Here is a 17,637-nt window from a genome sequence, read left to right as displayed (position 1 = left end):
TCGGTCAGACCGACCGGGACCCGGATGGTGATGTTGAACTTCACATCACCCTGGAAGGCGGTCACGGGAGCGCTCGTCGCGCCCTCGTGGATCGGCCCGGTAATCGAGTTGGCGCTGTCGCGCGCGACGGCCGCCGTGGTCTTGCTGCTGGTCTTCGCCGTGCCCTGGACCATGCGGACGCCGTCGAACTCCGCGGTCGACAGCCATGATCCGACTTCGCCGAGCCCGGCGTTGAACCTGCGGCTCAACTGGGCGAGTTCGAGCGTGGCGACGCCTTTCGTCGAGGCGCGGTTGACCAAAGCGTTCAGCGTGTCGAGCCCCTGATACAGGGCGAAAAGCTTGCGGTAGTCCGGCGAAGCGGCCTTCAGATCGAGCCGGGCCGCGCTCTCGTCGATGAACTTCCGGCCGCCCAAGGCGGCGCGCACGAGCGCATCCTGCTTCGGCGGGGCGACGGTCGAGGACCAGGGAGGAGTCGGCTGTTTCCGCGCGGTCTGGCCGAGCCCGCCGCTGAACGGCGATGCGGCGGCGCCGGCTGACGCGCCGCCGTACAGGCTCAGAAGATAGCTGTTGTTGATCACCCGCGGCTCCTGCCCCGCAGTATGGCCCTCCGTGCGTAACGAGGGCTTAACGGGCGGCCCGCGAACGGCGTTACCCGAGACTCGATCGCCGACTCGGGGAACAATGCGCGTCTGCGGTCGTTGATCGGGCGCTGGAACAGAAGGACGCCGTGATGACCGCCTTCGTCAAGACTCTGAAATCGTTGCTTTCCCTGTACGGCTTCGGTCCCCGGACGGCGCTACGCCGCCGGCCGTCCGCCGTGCACATCGGCCATGGCGGCGAGCGCCGCCACGCCTGATCATCCGCCGCGGAACAGCGACAGAATGATCTGCGGCGCCTGATTGGCGATCGACAGTGACTGCGCGCCCAGTTGCTGCTGCACCTGCAGGGCCTGGAGCCGCGCGCTTTCCTTGGCCAGATCGGCGTCGACCAGATTGCCGATCCCCGACTCCAAGGTATCGACCAGCTTGGTCACGAAGCTGTTGTGCGCCTCGATTTGCTTGGCCTGCGCGCCGATCGAGCCCAGGGCGGCGTTCAGCTGGGTGATGGAGGCGTCCAGCCGGGTCAAGGCCTGGGTCGCGCCGGTCAAGGTCAGCAGGCTGTCCGAAAGCGACAGCTCGACGATCGTCCCGCCCAGCGACAGATCCTTGGACGACAGCGTCACGAAGCTGCTGGCGTCCGCGTTGGCGAGGAAGCGGATTCCGTTGGTCAGCGAGCCGTTCAGCAGATTGCCGCCGTCGAACGTGGCGTTGCTGACCTGAGAAGCGATGGCCTTCAGCAGGGCGCGGAAGTCGTTATCCAGAAGCTGCCGGGACTGGGTCTTCAGCGAGCCGTCCTTGGCCGCGACCACCTTCTCCTTGAGCTGGTTCAGCAGGTCCGAGACCGACTCGCCCGCCGAGAGCGCCACGTCGGCGAGCGATGTCGCCCGGTCAAGGCTCTGCTTCACGGCGCTCAGCGCGCCGACGTCGGCCCGCTGACCCTGGGCGATGGCCCAGATGGCGGCGTTGTCCTTGGCGCCCTGCACCTTCAGGCCGGTCGAGATACGGCCTTGAACATCGCCCAACCGCTCATTGGTGCGGGTCAGGTTCTGCAGCGCGATGGCCGCGGAGTTGTTGGTGTGGACGCTATTCGTCATCCGACTCAGCCTTGTGAGGTTTCGCCAAGGCTAGAGTGGCAACCGTGCACACATGGTTAACGGCCGTTCACCACGACGAAACCCGCGCCGGGAGGCCCCGCGCGGCCGCTAGACTGATCATGCAGCGCCGTCAGGCCTTGGTGTCGATGACCGTGCCGGAGCTGTAGCTTCCCGCCCGCATCAGATCGACGACCTGTTCGCGAGGCAGTTGTTTGACGATCTCGCCGGTAACCCGGTCCATCGTCTTGTAGATAAAGGATCCAGCCTGGGGCCCCTCCTCGATCACCAGTCGGTAGCGCGCGTTGCGCTCCGCCTCTTCCGAGGCCCTGGAGTCAGAGAAATCGCCGCCGGTGGTGGAGCTGGCGGCGGCGGCGGGCAGGACGGGGAACGCGGTTACTGTGGGTATCTTCGCATTGTTTTGCATGGCTCCTTCCGGCGGGTTTCAGCCCGACGGCTTCCCTAAGAGGGACTGGATCGGTCGGGCGGGGCTCGCGAGGAGCCCCGCCCTTCCGGTCGATCCTTAGCGGAACAGTCCGAGCAGGATGGAGGTCGAGGAGTTGGCGATCGACAGCGCCTGCACACCCAGCTGTTGCTTGGTTTGCAGAGCCTGCAGTCGGGCGCTTTCCTTGGCCAAGTCGGCGTCGACGAGGTTGCCCACGCCGGTTTCCAGGGCGTCCTGGAGCTTGCCGACGAAGGACAGGTGCGTCGAGAACGACTTGGAGCCGGTGCCCAGGCGAGCCAGGGAAGCCGAGACCTTGTCGATCGAGGCGTTGACCAGACCCAGGGCGGTCGTGGCCAGGGTCGAGGTGCCGATGGTGGTCGTAGCCGTAACCGTCACGTTCGTGCCGCCCAGCGACAGGTTTTCACCCGACACCTTGATGGTCGAACCGGACGTGTTGGACAGGGCCTTGAAGCCATTGGTCGTGGTCGAGTTGTCGAGCAGGTTCACGCCGTTGAACTTGGCGTTGGCGACGACCGTGGTGATCTGGTCGCGGATGGCCTTGAAGTCTTCGTTCAGGGCCGAACGGGCCGACGTGGTCAGGCTCTTGTCGGTAGCGGCAAGGGCCTTTTCCTTCAGTTGGGTCAGCAGGTCGGAGACCGACTCGCCGGCGGCCAGGCTGACGTCCACGGCCGATTGACCACGGTTCAGGCTGTCCTTGACGGCGTTCAGGGCGCCGATTTCAGCGCGCTGGCCCGTCGCGATGGCGAAGATGGCGCCGTTATCCTTGGCGGACGAGACGTTCTTGCCGGTGTTGATGCGGTTCTGGACCGTGGCAAGTTCGTTGTTCGTAACTTGCAGGGCCTGCAGGGCGACCATTGCGCCCACGTTCGTGTTAACGCTGTTCAGCGCCATGACGATAGTCCTTGTTTCAAGGTGTCCGACGCCATTTTGGCTGCCGGGAGCATTTTGCTCGAAGCTCTCGCAGCAAGGACAGGACCACTCGGCCGGCGGACGTGCCAACGATCCTGCCGTTGTTTTTGCTGCGTTAGTTCCTGTTAAGCACGTCGCTCGCCCGGCACATTCTGCCTGACCCCGGCAACAACTGCCGACCGACCCGGCAGCTTGTGCCGCGAGACGTTCAGGACAGCCCGCGCCACCCCCGCATCCTGGAAGAAGGCGCCTGCTGGTCCCGCAGCGCCCGCTCGGCCGTCAGCGTGTCGACCACCAGGCTCCGGGCCGCGTCGCACAGCACCAAGGCCGCGCCCCGGTCGACGTAGGCGGCCTCCAGATCCGCGAGCGTCGCGGTCTCACCCAGCCGGTCTAGACGGCATGGGGTGATCGCCGCCGGCGGGAGGATCAGCCGCGGCGGCGGTGCAGACCGAGGGGCTGGCGTCGCACAGCTGACGATCATGCTCGCGCAGGCGAGCGAGACGAGCGGGGTCCAACAGGGTCGAGGCGTCATGAGCGCTCCTTGCGAGAGTTGTCGCTTGGGCCGTGGCCGCGGCCACCGACACAGACTGGCGATGATGGACGTCGAGTCGGTGCTGCTGAGCTTCGCGGGCTTCGGCCTCGCGCCGGCGGAGGTCGAGCCCCGCCTCCGCCTTCGCCGCCCGCGCCTCGGCGCCGCGCAGCCTGCGGCCGCTCAGGTCGAAGGGGTCCCAGCGCAGGCCGAGGCCGTGCCCTACGACCGCGAGCAATCCGCACAGGCCCAGCACGGCGGCGGCCCGGCCCAGCGGCGTAAGGACGCCAAACGGGTCCCGGAACGCCGAGCTCAAGGAAAGACCTTCCGGTCCAGCTCGAAATGCGGACCGTCGCGCAGGGTCGGCCAGTCGCCGCCCCAGACCACCGCCGTCCCCTGCCGCACCGCGACCGCCTTGAACGCAGCCGCGATGCGCGGATACAGCGGCCAGTCCCACCGCACCTGGCCGTCGACAAGAGCGGCGACATCGACGGCGTGACCGGTCAGATGGCGCGACTTCAGCGTCCGGCTGGCCCCGGCGCGTACCAGCGCCGCCTGCCGCTGCGGACTCCGCACGCCCTCCGTCACCAGAAAATCGACCGGTGTCAGCGCCGAGGCCTCCTTCACCAGCGCCACCAGCCGGGGATGAACGCCGTCCAGCCGCTTCAGCGACCGCTCCGACAGCCGCCCGCTCACAGCGGATCCTTCTTGTCGGAGCGTCCCGGCAAGGCCGCGAGCGTGGTCATCAGCTGGTGCGCCGTCGGGGCCACCAGGTAAAGAACCATCGTCAGCGCCAGCAGCGCCATCAGTCCCTGCGCCATCCTGGGCGCCGCTTCTGGCGGAACGGCGGCGATCAGCCGGTCCAGCAGCAGCCAGGCGCCGCCGCTGGTGGCGAAGACATAGAGCCTGCGCCACAGCCAGCGGCCCTCCGCCAGCGGAGAGACTTCCTCTGGTTCATGGCTCATCGGTCGTCCTCCGGGTCGTCCAGATCGCAGCCGCTGCGGCGCCAGCCGTCGCTGCCGTGCGTGAAAAGTTCCGCGGGGGTCAGCCGCGGGGGCGTGTCCCAGACCTCAGGATCGAGAAGCCCGGCGTCAGCGCGCTCCTGCGCGGCGGTGGGCCAGCGGGTCATCCCAGCGCCGCCAGCCAGACGAGGCCCGCGCCTCCGGCCCCGCCCGCGCCGCCGGATGCGACGCCGGCGCCGCCCCCGCCTCCGCCCGCTCCCACGCCGCCGGAGCCTCCAGCGTGTCCGGCGCCCGACGCGCCCGCGCCGCCTCCGCCCCCGCCGCCACCCGCCCAATGCAAGGACGGACTGGGCGGCGCCGAGCCGTTCAAGCCGGCCGCTCCCGCCCCGCCTGCTCCGCCCGCCGCCCTGACCGCCAGCAGCGCGCCGTCACCGCCCGCGCCGCCCGTCCGCGCCACCCCGGCGCTGTCCAGTCCCCCGCCTGCGCCTCCGCCGCCGCCTCCGTCCGGACGGGCTATGCTCCCGCCCGCGGCTCCAGTGGCCGAGACTGTGGACGCGCCGCCACTATTTGACTGTGGGACCCCGGCGCCTCCAGCTCCCCCGCTCCCGCCGAAGACGCCGCGAACGCCGCTCTTGCCGCCCGGGGCTTTCAGCAGGACGACGCCGCCCATCGAGACGACGCTGTCCGTTCCGTCAGAGCCGGGGCCGCCGGGGCCGCCGACCCCGACGGTGACGGCGAGACTGGCGCCCAGAACATCGGCGGGCCATGACGCCATGCTGACGCCCCCTGCGCCTCCGCCGCCGCCGCCCAGCCGCGCGCCGGAGGCGGCGAAAGCTCCGCTGCCGCCCGAGCCGCCGCCGCCCACGACGATCGCCTGAACCAGCCTCGCCCACGCCGGCACTTCGAAGGTTCCGTCCGCGGTGAACTGCGTGACAGCCAATCTGGCGGCTCCCTGCGCGAACAGGGCGCGCCCCGTCGATCCATGGGCCACCAGGACCTCGCGCCACGCCGAACCATCGTCGCTGACCTTCAGGGTCAGATCGTCATCGCCGATCAGCCCCAGCTCGGCGCGCCCGCCAAAGCCGGTCTGGAACAGCAGCGACAGAACGTCGCCCGCCGACTCCTTGTTGAGCGCCAGCCGCAGATCGCCCGTGCCGCCGTCCCCCGCCTCGCGGGCGGTCCACAGGGCGTTGTTCAGCTTGGCCAGAAAGGGATTGGCTCCGTCCGCCGTGGCGCACAGCCCGAGCCGTTCGATGTTCTGCAGAGCCCCGACCCGCTCGCCGAGCGCGACCCACTCGCCCTCATGTCGCACGACCAGCTCTGACGCGTCCCGGACCAGCACCACCATGCCGTCCGTCGTCTCGACCTCGGTCCAGCCGCCGGTCTCCGCCCGCATCAAGGTTCCAGCCGGACGGCCGCTCCAGGCCGAGCCGCTCGCACCGTCCGGCAGGATCCACAGCGCGCCGTCCGCGGCCGATCCGGGTTGGGCCGCTACTGTGCGGCTGACGACGGCTGTCTGGACAAGGGCGTCGAGGCGGGTCAGCGCTTCGTTCAGGGTGACGTGTTTCTGCATCTGGCCGGCCGCCAGATAGGGCAGCTGCAGCCGGGCGCTGTGGTCGTCGCTCATGGAAATCTCCGAACTTGTCGAAGATCAGTGTGGCGGCGGCGGCCGCTGCGGCGCGTCGATGACGCTGGGCATCAGGAAACCCGCGCGGAATCAACGGCTGGTCGGGCAATGTTCGTCGCGCCCGGTGCGAAAGGGTGGCGGGGAAGCCGTTGTGGAAGGGCTGGGCGGCCTCCCCGCCGACGAGCGCGCTGGCTGTCAGGACCAATCGCCGCGCTTGCGCGCGTCGCTGCTCGCCCGTCGCGTTCAGCTACGGGCGGTCAATCGGGATGGATGCGATCAGAGCCGCTGCAATTCGCCTTGGGCGACTACCGGACCGTCGGGCTTGTCCGCCGCGGGCGTGTGACCCGGCGCCTCCATCGAGACAGCGACCGCGCTGGCCTTCCCGGCCGTGCCCGACAGGGCCGTACCCAGATTATGCCGCGAGGTGGCCGCTCCGTTGATCGCGCCGACCAACTGGACGCCGCCCTCCGGCATCACCAGCCAGAGGTGAGGCACGCGGGTGTCGCCCGCCATCGCCTCGGTCGGGGCGAGATACAGCTCGCCCGTGGCGGAGTCATAAGCGATGGTCATGGCCGCGGCGCCGGTCTCGAGCGTCAGGGTCGCGACACGGGTCACGGTGGCCGGCGCGACGGGCGCCGGCACAGGCGCCACCGGCTCTGGCTGAGCCAGCAGCACCACCACGGCCGCGAGGCTGGCCGCCAGCAGGCCGGTCGATCCCACGGCCCAGTTCCGCCAGAACGCCACGCGCCGGTTGTCGTTCGCCGCGACCGGCTGCGGCAGCGCCGCCTCGACGCGGGGCCAGACATAGGGGGACGGCTCAACCGCCGGCACCTGATCGGCGATGCCGGCCAGCCGGTCGTTCCAGACCTCGACCTCGGCGGCGAATTTGGGATCGGCGGCCTCGCGCGCCCGGGCCGCCGCCTCTTCCTCAGGCGACAGGACGCGCAGCGCCAGCTCGCCGGCCAGCGCCTGATCTTCGTCCAGGCCTTCAATGTCGGTGGGATCGGTCATGATTCCAGACAGGCCCTCAGCCGCATCAGTCCCCGCCGGATCCAGCTTTTCATCGTCCCGAGCGGCACGTTCTCTCGCGTCGCCAGAGTGTCATAGGTCACGCCTTCGATGAAGGCGGTGCGGATCGCGCCCCCCGTGCGGTCGTCAAGCTGGCCGAGACAGTCGTTCAGCCGCCGGACATCGTCGCCGGTTTCGAGAGACTGGGCCGGAGACGGACCGTCATCGGCGATGTCGAACGCGTCGTCGAGCGGGGTCGAGCGCCGCGTCGCCGCGCCCGATCGCAGCCGGTCGATGGCGCGGTTGCGGGCGATGGTCACCAGCCAGGTGATCGGGCTCGCGCGCGAGGGGTCGAAGCTCTCCGCCTTCCGCCAAACTGTCAGATAGGTGTCCTGCAAAACGTCCTCGGCCAGTTGGCGGTCGGACAAGATACGCAGGGTCACCCCCAATAGCTTCGCGGAGGTGGCTTCGTAGACAGTGCGGAATGCGCTGCGGTCGCCTTTTCCCGCGCGGCCGAGCGCCACAGCCAGTTCATCGCGTGTCAGGATGGAGCTCATGCATACGTCCGGCTTGGCAATAGCCGGACTTGCCGTCCCGGCGTTATGTCGTCAAGCAATCAGTCATGCAGGTAAACGATCCGGCGTAGCTTCGGATCGCCGTTCATGTCCGCCAGATGCCGTTCATGGGCGCCTGAGTCTCGAGCCTCCTGCTCGTTCGCCTCGACCCAGTGCGTGCTCTCGATGTCCTTCTGAAGGGCCTTTGCCGCCATCAGGTGGCCGGGGAAAAAGAAGTCGACGACGTCCGGCGCGAACGGGATCACCTCCCCGACGGCCGTCGTGGCGCTGTCCAGTCCGAGATAGGCGACCATCCGCGCTATCGTGGATGGCGAAGCCTTGGCCTTCGTGGCCTGAAGCAGCAGCCAGCCCGCCGCCCCGACGCTGTAGACGGTCCCCACGACCGGGATCCACGTCAGCAGGCCGTCCAGTCCGATCCCGAACGGACCGATGCCGATGGCGCGGTCCGACAGTTTCTTGATGCCCTCGACATTCGACCAGATCTTCTCGATATCGGCGACGGTCCGTCTGGCCATTCCTGCCCTCCTGAAGCGAGACCGTAACGCGCCATGACGAGCCCCGTTCATCCGCGCCGGAGCGGCTGGCGCGCCGGCCCATTCGCATCGCTGGCCTGGCTGATCGGACTTGTGATCGTGACGGCCGGGGCGGCGCTGGCGCTGATCGTCCTCAGCGGCATGCGCAACCAGTACGCCGACCTGCTGGCCCAATTCACGGCTCCGGCTCTCGCGGGGCTCGTGCTGACGGCGGCGGCGCTCGCCCTCATGCGCTTTTGGCGACTGACGGCCTCGGCCGTGGTCTCGGCACTCCTGTTGGCCGCGACAGTCTGGCCGCAGTGGTTTCCGCCTGGATCGCCCGCTGCGGCGGGCGCGCCGACGATCTACATCTATTCGGCCAATCTCTACATCCACAACGACGACGTGGAGGCCATCGCCGCCTCGATACGTCAGGCCGACGCCGACGTGGTTATGCTGATCGAACTCGGAGACGCGACGGCTCCGCGCCTTGATGAACTGATCCCCGGCTATCCGCATCGCATCACCAGCCCGCGCGTCGACCGTCCCAAAGGCGGCGTGCGATCGGTGATCGCGGCGCGCTTCCCCCTGACCCGCCTTCCCCGCGTTCCCGAGGTGGAGGCGGTGGCCGCCCGCGCGCGGACGCCGCTGGGCGAGCTGAACCTCGTCAGCGTCCACCTGACCCGACCGTGGCCGTTCGAAGAGTCTTGGGGCCAGATCAGCCAGACCGCGGCCCTGACCGGCCTCGTGAAAAGTCTGGAGGGGCCAGTGGTGGTCGCCGGCGACTTCAACAGCGTCTCATCCGCCCGCATCGGACGGCAGGTGCGAGCCGACATGGGGCTGACGGCGGCGCCGGGCTTCCCCGGCACCTGGCCCAGTTTCGCGCCCTCGCCCCTGTCGATCACGATCGACCAGGTTTATGTCTCGCCGGAGCTCGCGGTGGTGGGCCGCAAGCTGGGCCGCTCCAACGGCTCCGACCACCGGCCAGTGGTCGTGCGGCTTACCCGCGCCGCTGGCTGATAAGCCGCCCCAGGCGCGCCTGATGACCGTCCGCGGGGAAGTCGTCCGCGATCCAGGCGTCTTCGAAGGCCTTCAGAACCCGACCCGTTTCGGGCCCCGGCTCGACCCCCAGCCGCGCCACCTCCCGCCCTCCGACCGGCAGCCGGGGCGGGGTCCAGTCGGCCGCCAGGCGCAGCAGAGGCTCCGCCTGCGCCGTCTTGCCCGGGCCCTCGCTCCACCCTCGCCGCACGGCATCCTCGAAGGCTTGGCGCCCGTGGCGATAAATGGCCGCTCGCGCCTCCGCGGGACTCATGTCCAGCCGTACCGCGGGCGCTGTTTCGGCCGCCGCCGCCAGCCTGTCTCGCCAACGGTTCGGGAAGCGCAGCCGGCTCGCGGCCTGCCGTGCAACGGCGGCGTCGACCGGCAGCAGCGTCGCCAACCGGATCACCGGATCCTCGCTGATCGTCACGGCCGCCGCGAACGCCGGCGTGAGCCGCGCCTCGGGCAGGACGCCTGCCAACACCCCCGCCTCATCCATCGCGACCAGGGCCGCGACCGGGTCCGGCGCCGACATCAGCTTGATCAGCTCTTTCGAGACCCGCTCGGCCGAGAGCCGGGTCATTCCCGGCGCCAGCTCACGGCAGGCCGCCAGCGCTGCGGCGTTAGGCGCGCCGCGCCCGTACCAGGCGAAGAAGCGGAAAAAGCGCAGGATGCGGAGGTAGTCCTCGCGGATACGCGTGCCGGGATCGCCGACGAAGACGACGCGTCCGGCCGCGGCGTCGGCGACTCCTTCGCCTGTCGGGTCGAAGATCATGCCCGCCCTGTCCGCGTAGAGGGCGTTGAGGCGAAAGTCTCGGCGGCCGGCGTCCTCGAGCCAGTCGTCGGTGTAGGCCACGGTCGCATTGCGACCGTCGGTGCTGACGTCGCGCCGCAGCGTGGTGATCTCGAACGGCCGCCGTCCTGACACCGCCGTGACCGTGCCATGAGCGATGCCGGTGGGGACCGCCTTCAACCCTGCCGCGCGGACGGCGCGCTCGGTCCGGTCCGGCGTCAGCGTCGTCGCGATGTCGATGTCGTCCACCGGCGCGCCGATCAGGGCGTTACGGACGCACCCGCCGACGAAGCGAGCGCAGCCCGGTCCGCCCTCCGCTTCGAGAGCATCCATGACCGCGTGGGTGGATGACGCCGTCAGCCACGTCTGTCCGGTGAGCCGCGCGCTCACGCCGCGTCCTCCGCCACCGCCACCGCGGGCGACGCTTCCTCACCGTACAGCCGGACGCGCAGCGCCCGCAGGATGCCGGCCGTCACGCCCCAGATGTAGCGGTCCTCCCACGGCATGGCCCAGAACCAGCGTCGCTGGCCCTCGCGGTCGTAGAAGTCGCGGCGATGGTTAGCCGGGTCCATCAGGAAGTCCCATGGCGTCTCGAACACCTCCGCCACCTCGTCCTCCGACGGCCTGGTCAGCGGCGGCTGCGCCAGCCAGCCGATCACTGGCGTGATGAGATAACCTGTGCCGGTCTCATAGGCGTCGCCGACCCCCAGAACCTCGACCGAGGCAGGGTCCAGCGCCACCTCTTCCATCGCCTCGCGCAGGGCGGCGTCGACGGCGGTCTCTCCCGCGTCCAGGCGTCCGCCGGGGAAGGCGATTTGACCGGTGTGGCTGGCGAGACTGTCCGCACGCCGGGTCAGGAGCGCCGTCGCGCCCTCTGGCCGCGCGATCACGGGGATCAGCACCGCCGCCGGGCGCAGGGTCCGGATCGGCCGGTCCAGGCCGGGGTTCAGGTCGAAGTCGGAGCGAGCGGCGGTCTGATCCGGGATCCACCCGCCGGCGGGCTCCAGCCGATCGATCAGGCGCTCGCGCAGGGTCGCGAGACTCATTCCACGCCCGCCCCGGTCGGCCCGAGCGGAAAGGCGCAGCCGTTGGACCTCACCGTCAACCGGCCGTCCTCGACCGCGGCCATCTCGACCAACTCATAGAAGATCGATCGTTCGATCCGCGCCCAGAGGTCGGCCCTCACCCGGACGGACGGCGACGGTTCGCCGCTTACGGGGTCGGTTTCCACTACGATGGGATGGTCAGGCCCGGCTTCCGCCTCGTCGCCGGCGTCGGTGACGAACACCAGGGCCTCGTCGCGTCGGGTTACCGAGACAGCGCGGAACGGCAGATCCTGAACCTTGATCGACAGCTTCTCGCCGGGCGTGACCAGCACATAACCGTCCGGATCCTTGCGCAGCACGGTCGAGAACAGTCGCACCAGTTCGGGCCGTCCTATGGGCGAGCCCTCGTGCATCCACACGCCGTCGCGCCGGATAACGATGTCTATCTCGCCGCAATGGGCGGGGTTCCATAGATGAACGGGCGGCAGGCCGCGTCCCGGCGCCTGTCGGGCCGCCTCCGCTATTCCGGCCAGTCCTGTCTTGCCTTCGGAAGATTGAGACATGCCCCAGACTTAGGCCGGGCCGCGTGGATCGGAAAGGCTCAGGCCGCCTGAACCAACCCCGACGGCTCGACCTCGCCGCGCCACAGCACCCGACGCTGGTCCACGGGGCCGCCAAGTCGCAGGTCCGGAGCCGGCCTGAAGCCGAAACGGCCGAAATAGGGAAGATCCCCGATCAGCAGGATTCCCTCGCCTCCGGCATGATCGACGCAGGCCTGCACCAAATCCGCGCCCAGCCCTGCGCGACGGCTCGCTGCTGACACCGCGATAGGCCCCAGGAACAGCGCTGGTTCGCCTCCGACGGTGATCGCCCACAGCCGCACCGAGCCGATCACCTGGCCGTCCTCACGAGCGACAAAGCCGGCGGCGAGGCGCGCCCTCTCCCTCAGGCGCTCGGCTGTCTTGGCGAAGCGCCCCGGACCGAACGCAGCCAGCACCAGCGCCTCGACCGCCGCCGCATCCGCGGAGGCTTCGATCTCGATGCGCAGGGGCGCGGATTTGGCGGGGGCGTCGAACATGAGCGGGCGCAACTACGGCCGCCGCGTCCTCAATTCAACCGGCTTTCGAGAAGTCCGGCGCGCGCTTCTGGCTAAAGGCCATGAAGGCCTCCATCGCCTCGGGGCTGGTCATCTGGCTGCCGAAGGCCTCGCCCTCGCGCCGCATCAGGGCCCACAGCCGCTCCGCGTCCCGCATCAGCCGCTTGGTCTTGCGGATCGAGTTGGGTGCGCGGGTGGCCAGCTTGGCGGCAAGGTCGGCGGCGACAGCGTCCACCTCAGCGGCCGCGACCGCCCGGTTGGCCAGCCCCCAAGCCAGGGCCGTGGCGCCGTCGATGGGTTCGCCGAGGGCGAAAATCTCGAACGCCCGCTGATGACCGATCGCCTGCGGCAGCAGCATCGACGACGCGGCTTCAGGCGCCAGCGCCAGATTGATAAACGGCGCGGACAGCAGGGCGTCTTCCGCCACCACCACCATGTCGCAATGCAGCAGCAGCGTCAGGCCGATCCCGACCGCGCGGCCGCGAACCGCCGCCACTGCCGGCTTGTCGAGATCGGCGAGGCTTTTGAGGAAATGGAACACCGGCGCGTCGGTGACGCCGCCCCCTTGTGAGCCGAGGGCGATGAAGTCGGCGATGTCGTTGCCGGCCGAGAAGCTGTCGCCCTCGCCGCGGAACAGCAGCACCCGCACCGCGTCGTCTGTCCGCGCCCACTGGGTGGCTTCGGCCAGCGCGGCGTACATGGCCTGGGTGATGGCGTTCTTCTTTTCCGGCCGCGCAAGGGTGACGGTCAGGACGCCCTCCGTCAGTTCGGTGCGAATATGGTCGGTCATGCCGCCTCCCCCGTCTTGATCATGGTCCACCAGTCGACGCCTTGCGCATCCCGGGAGCGGGTGATCCGACCCCGCTTCCGCAGGTAGTTGAGATGGGCCAGCGCCTCGCCCGTCGCCATCCCGCGCACGCCGTCGCCGATCGGTCGGGCGAACAGGGCCGGAAACACGTCGACCGCCCGCTTCGGGCTCTTGAGCGAGCATTCCAGCCGTCTCAGCGCCGTTTCGTGGCTCCGGATCAACGCCTCGAGCCGCGCCTGCACGCCGCGGAACGGCTCGCCGTGCGACGGCAGCACCAGCACCTCGTCCGGGAACACCGCCTTCATGCGCTCCAGTGAGTCCAACCAGTCACCCAGCGGGTCGGCGTCTGGTTCGGTCGGCCAAACGGACACATTCGACGATATCTTCGGCAGGATCTGGTCCCCGCCCAGCAGGACGCCGTCCGTCTCGCGCCATAGACAGGCGTGCTCTGGGCTGTGTCCCTCTCCGACCACCACGCGCCAGTCCTGTCCGCCGATGCGCAGCCGGTCGCTCTCGCGCATGCGGACATAGGCGGAGGGCATGGGCGACACTGCCCGCCCGAACTGGCCGTACTCGCGGCGGTAGGTTCCGATTTGATCCTCGTCCCAGCCCGCCGCGCGATAGTGAATCGCGCCCGTCTCCGGCGCGGGCTGGCCGGTGTCCGCCAGAAGCATCCGGCCGGTCACGTATTCGAGACGCGTCATCACCAGCGGGGCGTCGAAGCGATCGCACAGCCAGCCGGCCAGTCCGATGTGGTCGGGATGCATATGGGTGCAGATGACGCGCCTCACCGGACGCCCGCCGAGCGGACCGGTCAGCATCGCTTCCCACCGTTCCCGCGAGTCGGGAAGGTCCAAACCGGTGTCGACGACCGCCCAGCCCGCGCCGTCCTCCACCGCATAGACGTTGACGTGGTTCAGGGCGATCGGCATCGAAAGCCGCATCCACAGGACGCCGTCCGCCACGGCGATGGCCTCGCCCCATTCCGGCGGCTCCGCGAAGGGATAGGTCAGACCCCGCGCTTGGCGGGCGCCCTCCATCTGCACCGGATCGACGCCGTCGGCCAAGGTCCGTCTCCAATCGAAACTTAGCTCTTGTTACGCCACCGGAGGACCCTGCGTCCAGCCTCCGCGGCGCGCCGCCTTGACCCCGCCACATCGGCCCGCCAAGGGTTTGCCCGACGATGTCCAATTGCTGGAGTGTTCCCGTGTTCTACAGAAAGCTGCTTGCGCTGACGGGAGGAGCTGTCGCGCTGGTCCTGCTCACCGCACAACCCATCCTCGCCCAGGAGCCCGAAAGCCCCGGCGTCCGCACCGGATCCGACGAAGCGTCCGGGTCCATCCGCGGCGAGCGCGTCCTGCCGGGCCGGATCGGCGGCCGCCGCGAACAGGGGCCCAGAACCAATCAGCAGCGGCCGGCGCCGGCGGCTCCCGCGGCTCCCACTCCAGAAGAACTGAAGGTGGCCGCACAGGGCCATCTGACCGCCGCCGGGCTTGAGTGTCAGGTGACCGAAGCGACCAGCCTCGGCGTCACCGCCGAGCAGGCCCGCACCTTCGAAGCCGCCTGCGCCTCCGGCCCGGGCTACATCGTGGTCGGCTCAACCCCGCCTCAGACCTTCAACTGCCTGGAACTGGCCGGCAGCGCCGCGACCGCCCGCGCGCTGGACCCCGCCGCGGACGTTGGCCAGCAGTGCGCCCTACCCGCCAATCAGAACGGCTTGACCGTCATCGGCGAGTGGGCCCGCAGCCAGGGCGTGACCTGCACGATCGACGAGGCCGTCGCCATCGGCAAGAGCGACGACAACAACGTCGTGTTCGAGGTCGGTTGCGCCGGCGCTGACGGCTACTGGCTGGAAAAGGTCGGAACGGGCTGGAAACTGCAGGACTGCCTGCAGATCGCCTCGGTCGGCGGAACCTGCCGCTTCACCACGCCGCAGGAACAGGCTGAAGGCTTCAAGGCCAAGCTGGCCGGCACCGAGGCGGCGGGCTGCGACGTGGCCCAGGTCCGTCTGATGGGTCAGAACGCCAACGGCCGTTTCTACGAAGCCAAATGCTCGGCCGCCGGCCAAGGCTACATCGCCCGGGTCAACAACGAGGGCGTCACCCAGCAGATCTATCCCTGCGCCACCGCCCAGCGTATCGGCGGCGGCTGCACCCTGACGCCGGCTCCGGCCGCGCCTGCGGCCGCGGAATAGGGTCCGGAACGCTTCGGACTGAACGACGCCCCTGCGGTTCGCCGCGGGGGCGTTTTTCGTTTTGAAGACGCCGCTTCACAGACCGGCCCGACGCGCCCTAAGCATGGCGTCATGCGCATCGCCACCTGGAACGTGAACTCGGTCAACGCCCGCCTGCCGACGGTGCTGGCGTGGCTCGAGGCGGCCCAGCCGGACGTCGTCGGCTTCCAGGAGATCAAATGCCTGGACGAGAAGTTTCCGCGCGAGGCCTTCGAATCGCTCGGCTACAACGTCGAGACCAACGGCCAGAAGACCTACAACGGCGTCGCCCTTCTCTCGAAATACCCGCTGTCGGACGTGCGGCGCGGCCTGCCCGGCGTCGACGCCTCGGGCTTCGAGGCCGAGTTCGAACAGGCCCGCTATATCGAGGCGGTGATCGAGACCGCCCGGCCGGTCCGCGTGGGTTGCCTGTACCTGCCCAACGGCAATCCGGTCGGTACGGAGAAATTCGCCTACAAACTGGCGTGGATGGACCGGCTCCAGGCCCATGCTCGCGACCTGCTGGCCCACGAAGAAGCCTTCACCCTGTGCGGCGACTACAACGTCATTCCGACGCCGGACGACGCCCGCAACCCGGCGGCCTGGGCCACCGACGCCCTGTTCCAGCCGGAGAGCCGCGCCGCCTTCCGCGCCCTGCAGAGCCTCGGCTTGTACGAGGCCGGCGCCCTCGGCAAGCAGCCGCCGGGCACCTACACCTTCTGGGACTATCAGGCCGGCGCCTGGCAGCGGGACCACGGCATCCGCATCGACTTCCACCTGCTGTCGCCCCAGGCGGCCGACCGCTTCCGCGGGATCGAGACCCACCGCGACGCCCGCGACATGGACAAGCCGTCCGACCACGTCCCCGTCGTCGTCGATCTGGAGGACTGAACGGTGGCCGAGGCGCTCCGGGTCATCCTGCTCGTGGCGCTGGCGGCGGCGGCTCTGACCACCGCGGCGTTGATCCTCGCGTGGTGGATGGAGCCCGTGCGCCGGTTGAAGCGCACCCTGGTGAAGTCGCTGGGCGTGGCCCCCGAGGCCGAGGCCCTGTCGCCCGCCGAGGGCCGCGCCGCCGGGCTCGACTTCGACGGCGCCCAAATCGCGGTGCTGTGGAACCGGGGCGGCCGGGGTCTGGTGTACGCCTTCGACGAGATCGAGGGCGGCGAGATCATCGTCGACGGCCATGTCGTCGCCCGTGTCCGGCGCGGAGAGGTCCGCAAGGCGCTGGACGTGCTGGCGCCCGACGCCGAACAGGTCACCCTGCGCCTGCTGTTCGCTGACGCCCGCCACCCCGAGTTCGAGCTGACCCTGTGGGATGCCGCTCTGCCCGTCCAGACCGGTTCGCCCGGCGAGGCCCTGCGCCTCGGCCGCCGCTGGCTGTCGCATCTCGAGGCGCTTCTGAAGGGCTGAATGTCGCGGCGGATGAACGGATGCGGCGGCTGGAGCATTGCCGCCCGAGGGGCGTGAGCCTAGAAGCGCCCCTTCCGTTCGTGACCATCCCCGGAGCGCGCCGTGGCCCGCCTGTTCGACGCCTACATCATCGCCGACTGGACCGCCGCCGAGGGCAAGAAGCTGGGCGACGGCTCGGTGTGGGTCGGCGTGGCCAAGCGCGACGTTCGCTTCCGCCTCTATACCGAGACCCACAACGTCGCCACGCGCGCCGAGGGCGAGAAGCTGATCGCCGCGCTGCTGGCCGACCACCGCAAGCGCGGCGACCGGGTGCTGATCGGCTTCGACTTCAACCTCGGCTATCCCGCGGGCACGGCCGAGCGGCTGAAGCTCACCGGGACACCCTGGACCGCGATGTGGAAATTCATCGCCTCGAACGTGGTCGACAAGCCGGACAACACCAACAACCGCTATCAGGTCGCGGCCAAGATGAACCGGCTGATGACAGACGCGCCCTGGCCGCTGTGGGGCGCGCCCGCCAATCAGGCGCAGCGCTGGCTGACCACGACCAAGCCCCCTGCGGGCTCCGCGGCAGACATCCCCGAGTTCCGCGCGACCGAGCTGGCGATCCGCAAGGGCCGGCTGCAGCCCAAGTCTGTGTGGCAGATGCACGGCGCGGGCGCGGTCGGCGGCCAGACGCTGGTCGGCATCGCCGCCGTCCGCCGCCTGCTCGACAACCTCGGCCCCTCGGGCGCCGTCTGGCCGTTCGGCACCGGCTGGCGCGCGCTCGACGCCTCGGATCTGGAACCGCTGTCGGCGCTGGTGGTCGAGGTCTATCCGTCGATGTGGGGCGCCAAGCCTGAACCCGGCGAGTTCAAGGATCAGGCCCAGGTGCGTGTCACGGCCGAGCATTTCGCCAAACTCGACGAAACCGGCGCCCTCTCCGCCGCCTTCGGGCCGCCCAAGGGCGCGGACGA

General features: G+C 69.6%; 23 protein-coding genes and 1 pseudogene. 6 read left to right on the top strand and 18 right to left on the bottom strand.

The window, feature by feature from the left end:
- A pseudogene (locus VGB60_RS06270) lies at positions 1-578 on the bottom strand (transcriptional regulator); the annotation flags it as partial.
- 152 nt (positions 579-730) lie between these two features.
- Between VGB60_RS06270 and VGB60_RS06265 the strand changes: the two are divergent.
- A complete protein-coding gene (locus VGB60_RS06265; protein WP_331037407.1) occupies positions 731-856 on the top strand; it encodes a hypothetical protein in 126 nt (41 codons plus the stop codon).
- On the opposite strand, the gene VGB60_RS06260 is transcribed toward VGB60_RS06265, so the two are convergent.
- The 11 genes from VGB60_RS06260 to VGB60_RS06210 form a co-directional block, all read right to left on the bottom strand.
- On the bottom strand, positions 857-1,693 hold the full coding sequence (locus tag VGB60_RS06260) for a flagellin (protein WP_331037406.1): 837 nt from the start codon (positions 1,691-1,693) through the stop codon (positions 857-859).
- 130 nt (positions 1,694-1,823) lie between these two features.
- A complete protein-coding gene (locus VGB60_RS06255; RefSeq protein WP_331037405.1) occupies positions 1,824-2,117 on the bottom strand; it encodes a hypothetical protein in 294 nt (97 codons plus the stop codon).
- A 96-nt stretch (positions 2,118-2,213) separates the two neighbouring features.
- A complete protein-coding gene (locus tag VGB60_RS06250; protein WP_331037404.1) occupies positions 2,214-3,047 on the bottom strand; it encodes a flagellin in 834 nt (277 codons plus the stop codon).
- Between the two features lie 395 nt (positions 3,048-3,442).
- Positions 3,443-3,910, bottom strand: coding sequence for a hypothetical protein (locus VGB60_RS06245; RefSeq protein ID WP_331037403.1), 468 nt, complete (start codon positions 3,908-3,910; stop codon positions 3,443-3,445).
- Positions 3,907-4,290 carry a M15 family metallopeptidase gene (locus VGB60_RS06240; protein ID WP_331037402.1) on the bottom strand — a complete coding sequence of 128 codons (384 nt, stop codon included), beginning with the start codon at positions 4,288-4,290 and terminating at the stop codon, positions 3,907-3,909. The genes VGB60_RS06245 and VGB60_RS06240 overlap by 4 nt, the downstream gene beginning before the upstream one ends.
- Positions 4,287-4,559 carry a hypothetical protein gene (locus VGB60_RS06235; RefSeq protein WP_331037401.1) on the bottom strand — a complete coding sequence of 91 codons (273 nt, stop codon included), beginning with the start codon at positions 4,557-4,559 and terminating at the stop codon, positions 4,287-4,289. Before VGB60_RS06235 ends, VGB60_RS06240 begins: the two co-directional genes overlap by 4 nt.
- Positions 4,556-4,723, bottom strand: a complete 168-nt coding sequence (locus tag VGB60_RS06230; RefSeq protein ID WP_331037400.1) for a hypothetical protein — start codon at positions 4,721-4,723, stop codon at positions 4,556-4,558. Before VGB60_RS06230 ends, VGB60_RS06235 begins: the two co-directional genes overlap by 4 nt.
- Positions 4,720-6,183 (bottom strand): DUF2793 domain-containing protein, encoded by a 1,464-nt coding sequence (locus VGB60_RS06225; RefSeq protein WP_331037399.1) that lies wholly within the window; start codon positions 6,181-6,183, stop codon positions 4,720-4,722. The genes VGB60_RS06230 and VGB60_RS06225 overlap by 4 nt, the downstream gene beginning before the upstream one ends.
- Positions 6,184-6,459: 276 nt before the next feature.
- A complete protein-coding gene (locus VGB60_RS06220; RefSeq protein ID WP_331037398.1) occupies positions 6,460-7,194 on the bottom strand; it encodes an anti-sigma factor in 735 nt (244 codons plus the stop codon).
- Positions 7,191-7,748: a sigma-70 family RNA polymerase sigma factor gene (locus VGB60_RS06215; protein ID WP_331037397.1), complete on the bottom strand. Its 558-nt coding sequence runs from the start codon at positions 7,746-7,748 to the stop codon at positions 7,191-7,193. Before VGB60_RS06215 ends, VGB60_RS06220 begins: the two co-directional genes overlap by 4 nt.
- 59 nt (positions 7,749-7,807) lie before the next feature.
- Positions 7,808-8,281, bottom strand: coding sequence for a DUF4112 domain-containing protein (locus tag VGB60_RS06210; protein WP_331037396.1), 474 nt, complete (start codon positions 8,279-8,281; stop codon positions 7,808-7,810).
- Between the two features lie 33 nt (positions 8,282-8,314).
- Between VGB60_RS06210 and VGB60_RS06205 the strand changes: the two genes are divergently transcribed.
- Positions 8,315-9,298, top strand: coding sequence for an endonuclease/exonuclease/phosphatase family protein (locus VGB60_RS06205; RefSeq protein WP_331037395.1), 984 nt, complete (start codon positions 8,315-8,317; stop codon positions 9,296-9,298).
- Here the strand turns inward: VGB60_RS06205 and VGB60_RS06200 are convergent.
- Genes VGB60_RS06200 through VGB60_RS06175 form a run of 6 tightly spaced genes read right to left on the bottom strand, consistent with a single transcriptional unit; the run spans position 9,279 to position 14,126 of the window.
- Positions 9,279-10,499, bottom strand: coding sequence for a CCA tRNA nucleotidyltransferase (locus tag VGB60_RS06200; protein ID WP_331037394.1), 1,221 nt, complete (start codon positions 10,497-10,499; stop codon positions 9,279-9,281). The two genes, VGB60_RS06205 and VGB60_RS06200, sit on opposite strands and share 20 nt — an antisense overlap.
- Complete coding sequence (locus VGB60_RS06195) at positions 10,496-11,155, bottom strand: CoA pyrophosphatase (protein ID WP_331037393.1); 660 nt, start codon at positions 11,153-11,155, stop codon at positions 10,496-10,498. The genes VGB60_RS06200 and VGB60_RS06195 overlap by 4 nt, the downstream gene beginning before the upstream one ends.
- Entirely contained in the window at positions 11,152-11,718 is a 567-nt protein-coding gene (locus tag VGB60_RS06190) for a DUF1285 domain-containing protein (protein WP_331037392.1), read from the bottom strand. The genes VGB60_RS06195 and VGB60_RS06190 overlap by 4 nt, the downstream gene beginning before the upstream one ends.
- Before the next feature lie 38 nt (positions 11,719-11,756).
- A complete protein-coding gene (locus tag VGB60_RS06185; protein ID WP_331037391.1) occupies positions 11,757-12,233 on the bottom strand; it encodes an N-acetyltransferase in 477 nt (158 codons plus the stop codon).
- Positions 12,234-12,267: 34 nt separating this feature from the next.
- Positions 12,268-13,041 (bottom strand): enoyl-CoA hydratase-related protein, encoded by a 774-nt coding sequence (locus tag VGB60_RS06180; RefSeq protein ID WP_331037390.1) that lies wholly within the window; start codon positions 13,039-13,041, stop codon positions 12,268-12,270.
- A complete protein-coding gene (locus VGB60_RS06175) occupies positions 13,038-14,126 on the bottom strand; it encodes an MBL fold metallo-hydrolase (protein ID WP_331037389.1) in 1,089 nt (362 codons plus the stop codon). The genes VGB60_RS06180 and VGB60_RS06175 overlap by 4 nt, the downstream gene beginning before the upstream one ends.
- A gap of 140 nt (positions 14,127-14,266) precedes the next feature.
- Here VGB60_RS06175 and VGB60_RS06170 point away from each other — a divergent pair, with 140 nt between their 5' ends.
- From VGB60_RS06170 to VGB60_RS06155, 4 genes are all read left to right on the top strand, one after another.
- Positions 14,267-15,253, top strand: a complete 987-nt coding sequence (locus VGB60_RS06170) for a hypothetical protein (RefSeq protein ID WP_331037388.1) — start codon at positions 14,267-14,269, stop codon at positions 15,251-15,253.
- 111 nt (positions 15,254-15,364) lie between these two features.
- Positions 15,365-16,162, top strand: coding sequence for an exodeoxyribonuclease III (gene xth / locus VGB60_RS06165; protein WP_331037387.1), 798 nt, complete (start codon positions 15,365-15,367; stop codon positions 16,160-16,162).
- A 3-nt stretch (positions 16,163-16,165) separates the two neighbouring features.
- Positions 16,166-16,681 (top strand): hypothetical protein, encoded by a 516-nt coding sequence (locus VGB60_RS06160; protein WP_331037386.1) that lies wholly within the window; start codon positions 16,166-16,168, stop codon positions 16,679-16,681.
- 102 nt (positions 16,682-16,783) lie between these two features.
- Positions 16,784-17,637: cobalamin biosynthesis protein CbiG (locus tag VGB60_RS06155; protein WP_331037385.1), on the top strand; the 854-nt coding region annotated here is incomplete at its 3' end.

Origin of the sequence: Brevundimonas sp. (assembly GCF_036399195.1) — a bacterium.
Classification (GTDB): domain Bacteria; phylum Pseudomonadota; class Alphaproteobacteria; order Caulobacterales; family Caulobacteraceae; genus Brevundimonas.
This window is presented reverse-complemented; position numbering and strand designations above follow the sequence as displayed.

Bases quoted from the DNA above. Each gene is read 5' to 3' on its own strand.
- VGB60_RS06265 (WP_331037407.1), top strand. From the start codon at position 731: ATGACCGCCTTCGTCAAGACTCTGAAATCGTTGCTTTCCCTGTACGGC.
- VGB60_RS06260 (WP_331037406.1), bottom strand. From the start codon at position 1,693: ATGACGAATAGCGTCCACACCAACAACTCCGCGGCCATCGCGCTGCAG.
- VGB60_RS06255 (WP_331037405.1), bottom strand. From the start codon at position 2,117: ATGCAAAACAATGCGAAGATACCCACAGTAACCGCGTTCCCCGTCCTG.
- VGB60_RS06250 (WP_331037404.1), bottom strand. From the start codon at position 3,047: ATGGCGCTGAACAGCGTTAACACGAACGTGGGCGCAATGGTCGCCCTG.
- VGB60_RS06235 (WP_331037401.1), bottom strand. From the start codon at position 4,559: ATGAGCCATGAACCAGAGGAAGTCTCTCCGCTGGCGGAGGGCCGCTGG.
- VGB60_RS06230 (WP_331037400.1), bottom strand. From the start codon at position 4,723: ATGACCCGCTGGCCCACCGCCGCGCAGGAGCGCGCTGACGCCGGGCTT.
- VGB60_RS06225 (WP_331037399.1), bottom strand. From the start codon at position 6,183: ATGAGCGACGACCACAGCGCCCGGCTGCAGCTGCCCTATCTGGCGGCC.
- VGB60_RS06220 (WP_331037398.1), bottom strand. From the start codon at position 7,194: ATGACCGATCCCACCGACATTGAAGGCCTGGACGAAGATCAGGCGCTG.
- VGB60_RS06215 (WP_331037397.1), bottom strand. From the start codon at position 7,748: ATGAGCTCCATCCTGACACGCGATGAACTGGCTGTGGCGCTCGGCCGC.
- VGB60_RS06210 (WP_331037396.1), bottom strand. From the start codon at position 8,281: ATGGCCAGACGGACCGTCGCCGATATCGAGAAGATCTGGTCGAATGTC.
- VGB60_RS06205 (WP_331037395.1), top strand. From the start codon at position 8,315: ATGACGAGCCCCGTTCATCCGCGCCGGAGCGGCTGGCGCGCCGGCCCA.
- VGB60_RS06195 (WP_331037393.1), bottom strand. From the start codon at position 11,155: ATGAGTCTCGCGACCCTGCGCGAGCGCCTGATCGATCGGCTGGAGCCC.
- VGB60_RS06190 (WP_331037392.1), bottom strand. From the start codon at position 11,718: ATGTCTCAATCTTCCGAAGGCAAGACAGGACTGGCCGGAATAGCGGAG.
- VGB60_RS06185 (WP_331037391.1), bottom strand. From the start codon at position 12,233: ATGTTCGACGCCCCCGCCAAATCCGCGCCCCTGCGCATCGAGATCGAA.
- VGB60_RS06180 (WP_331037390.1), bottom strand. From the start codon at position 13,041: ATGACCGACCATATTCGCACCGAACTGACGGAGGGCGTCCTGACCGTC.
- xth (WP_331037387.1), top strand. From the start codon at position 15,365: ATGCGCATCGCCACCTGGAACGTGAACTCGGTCAACGCCCGCCTGCCG.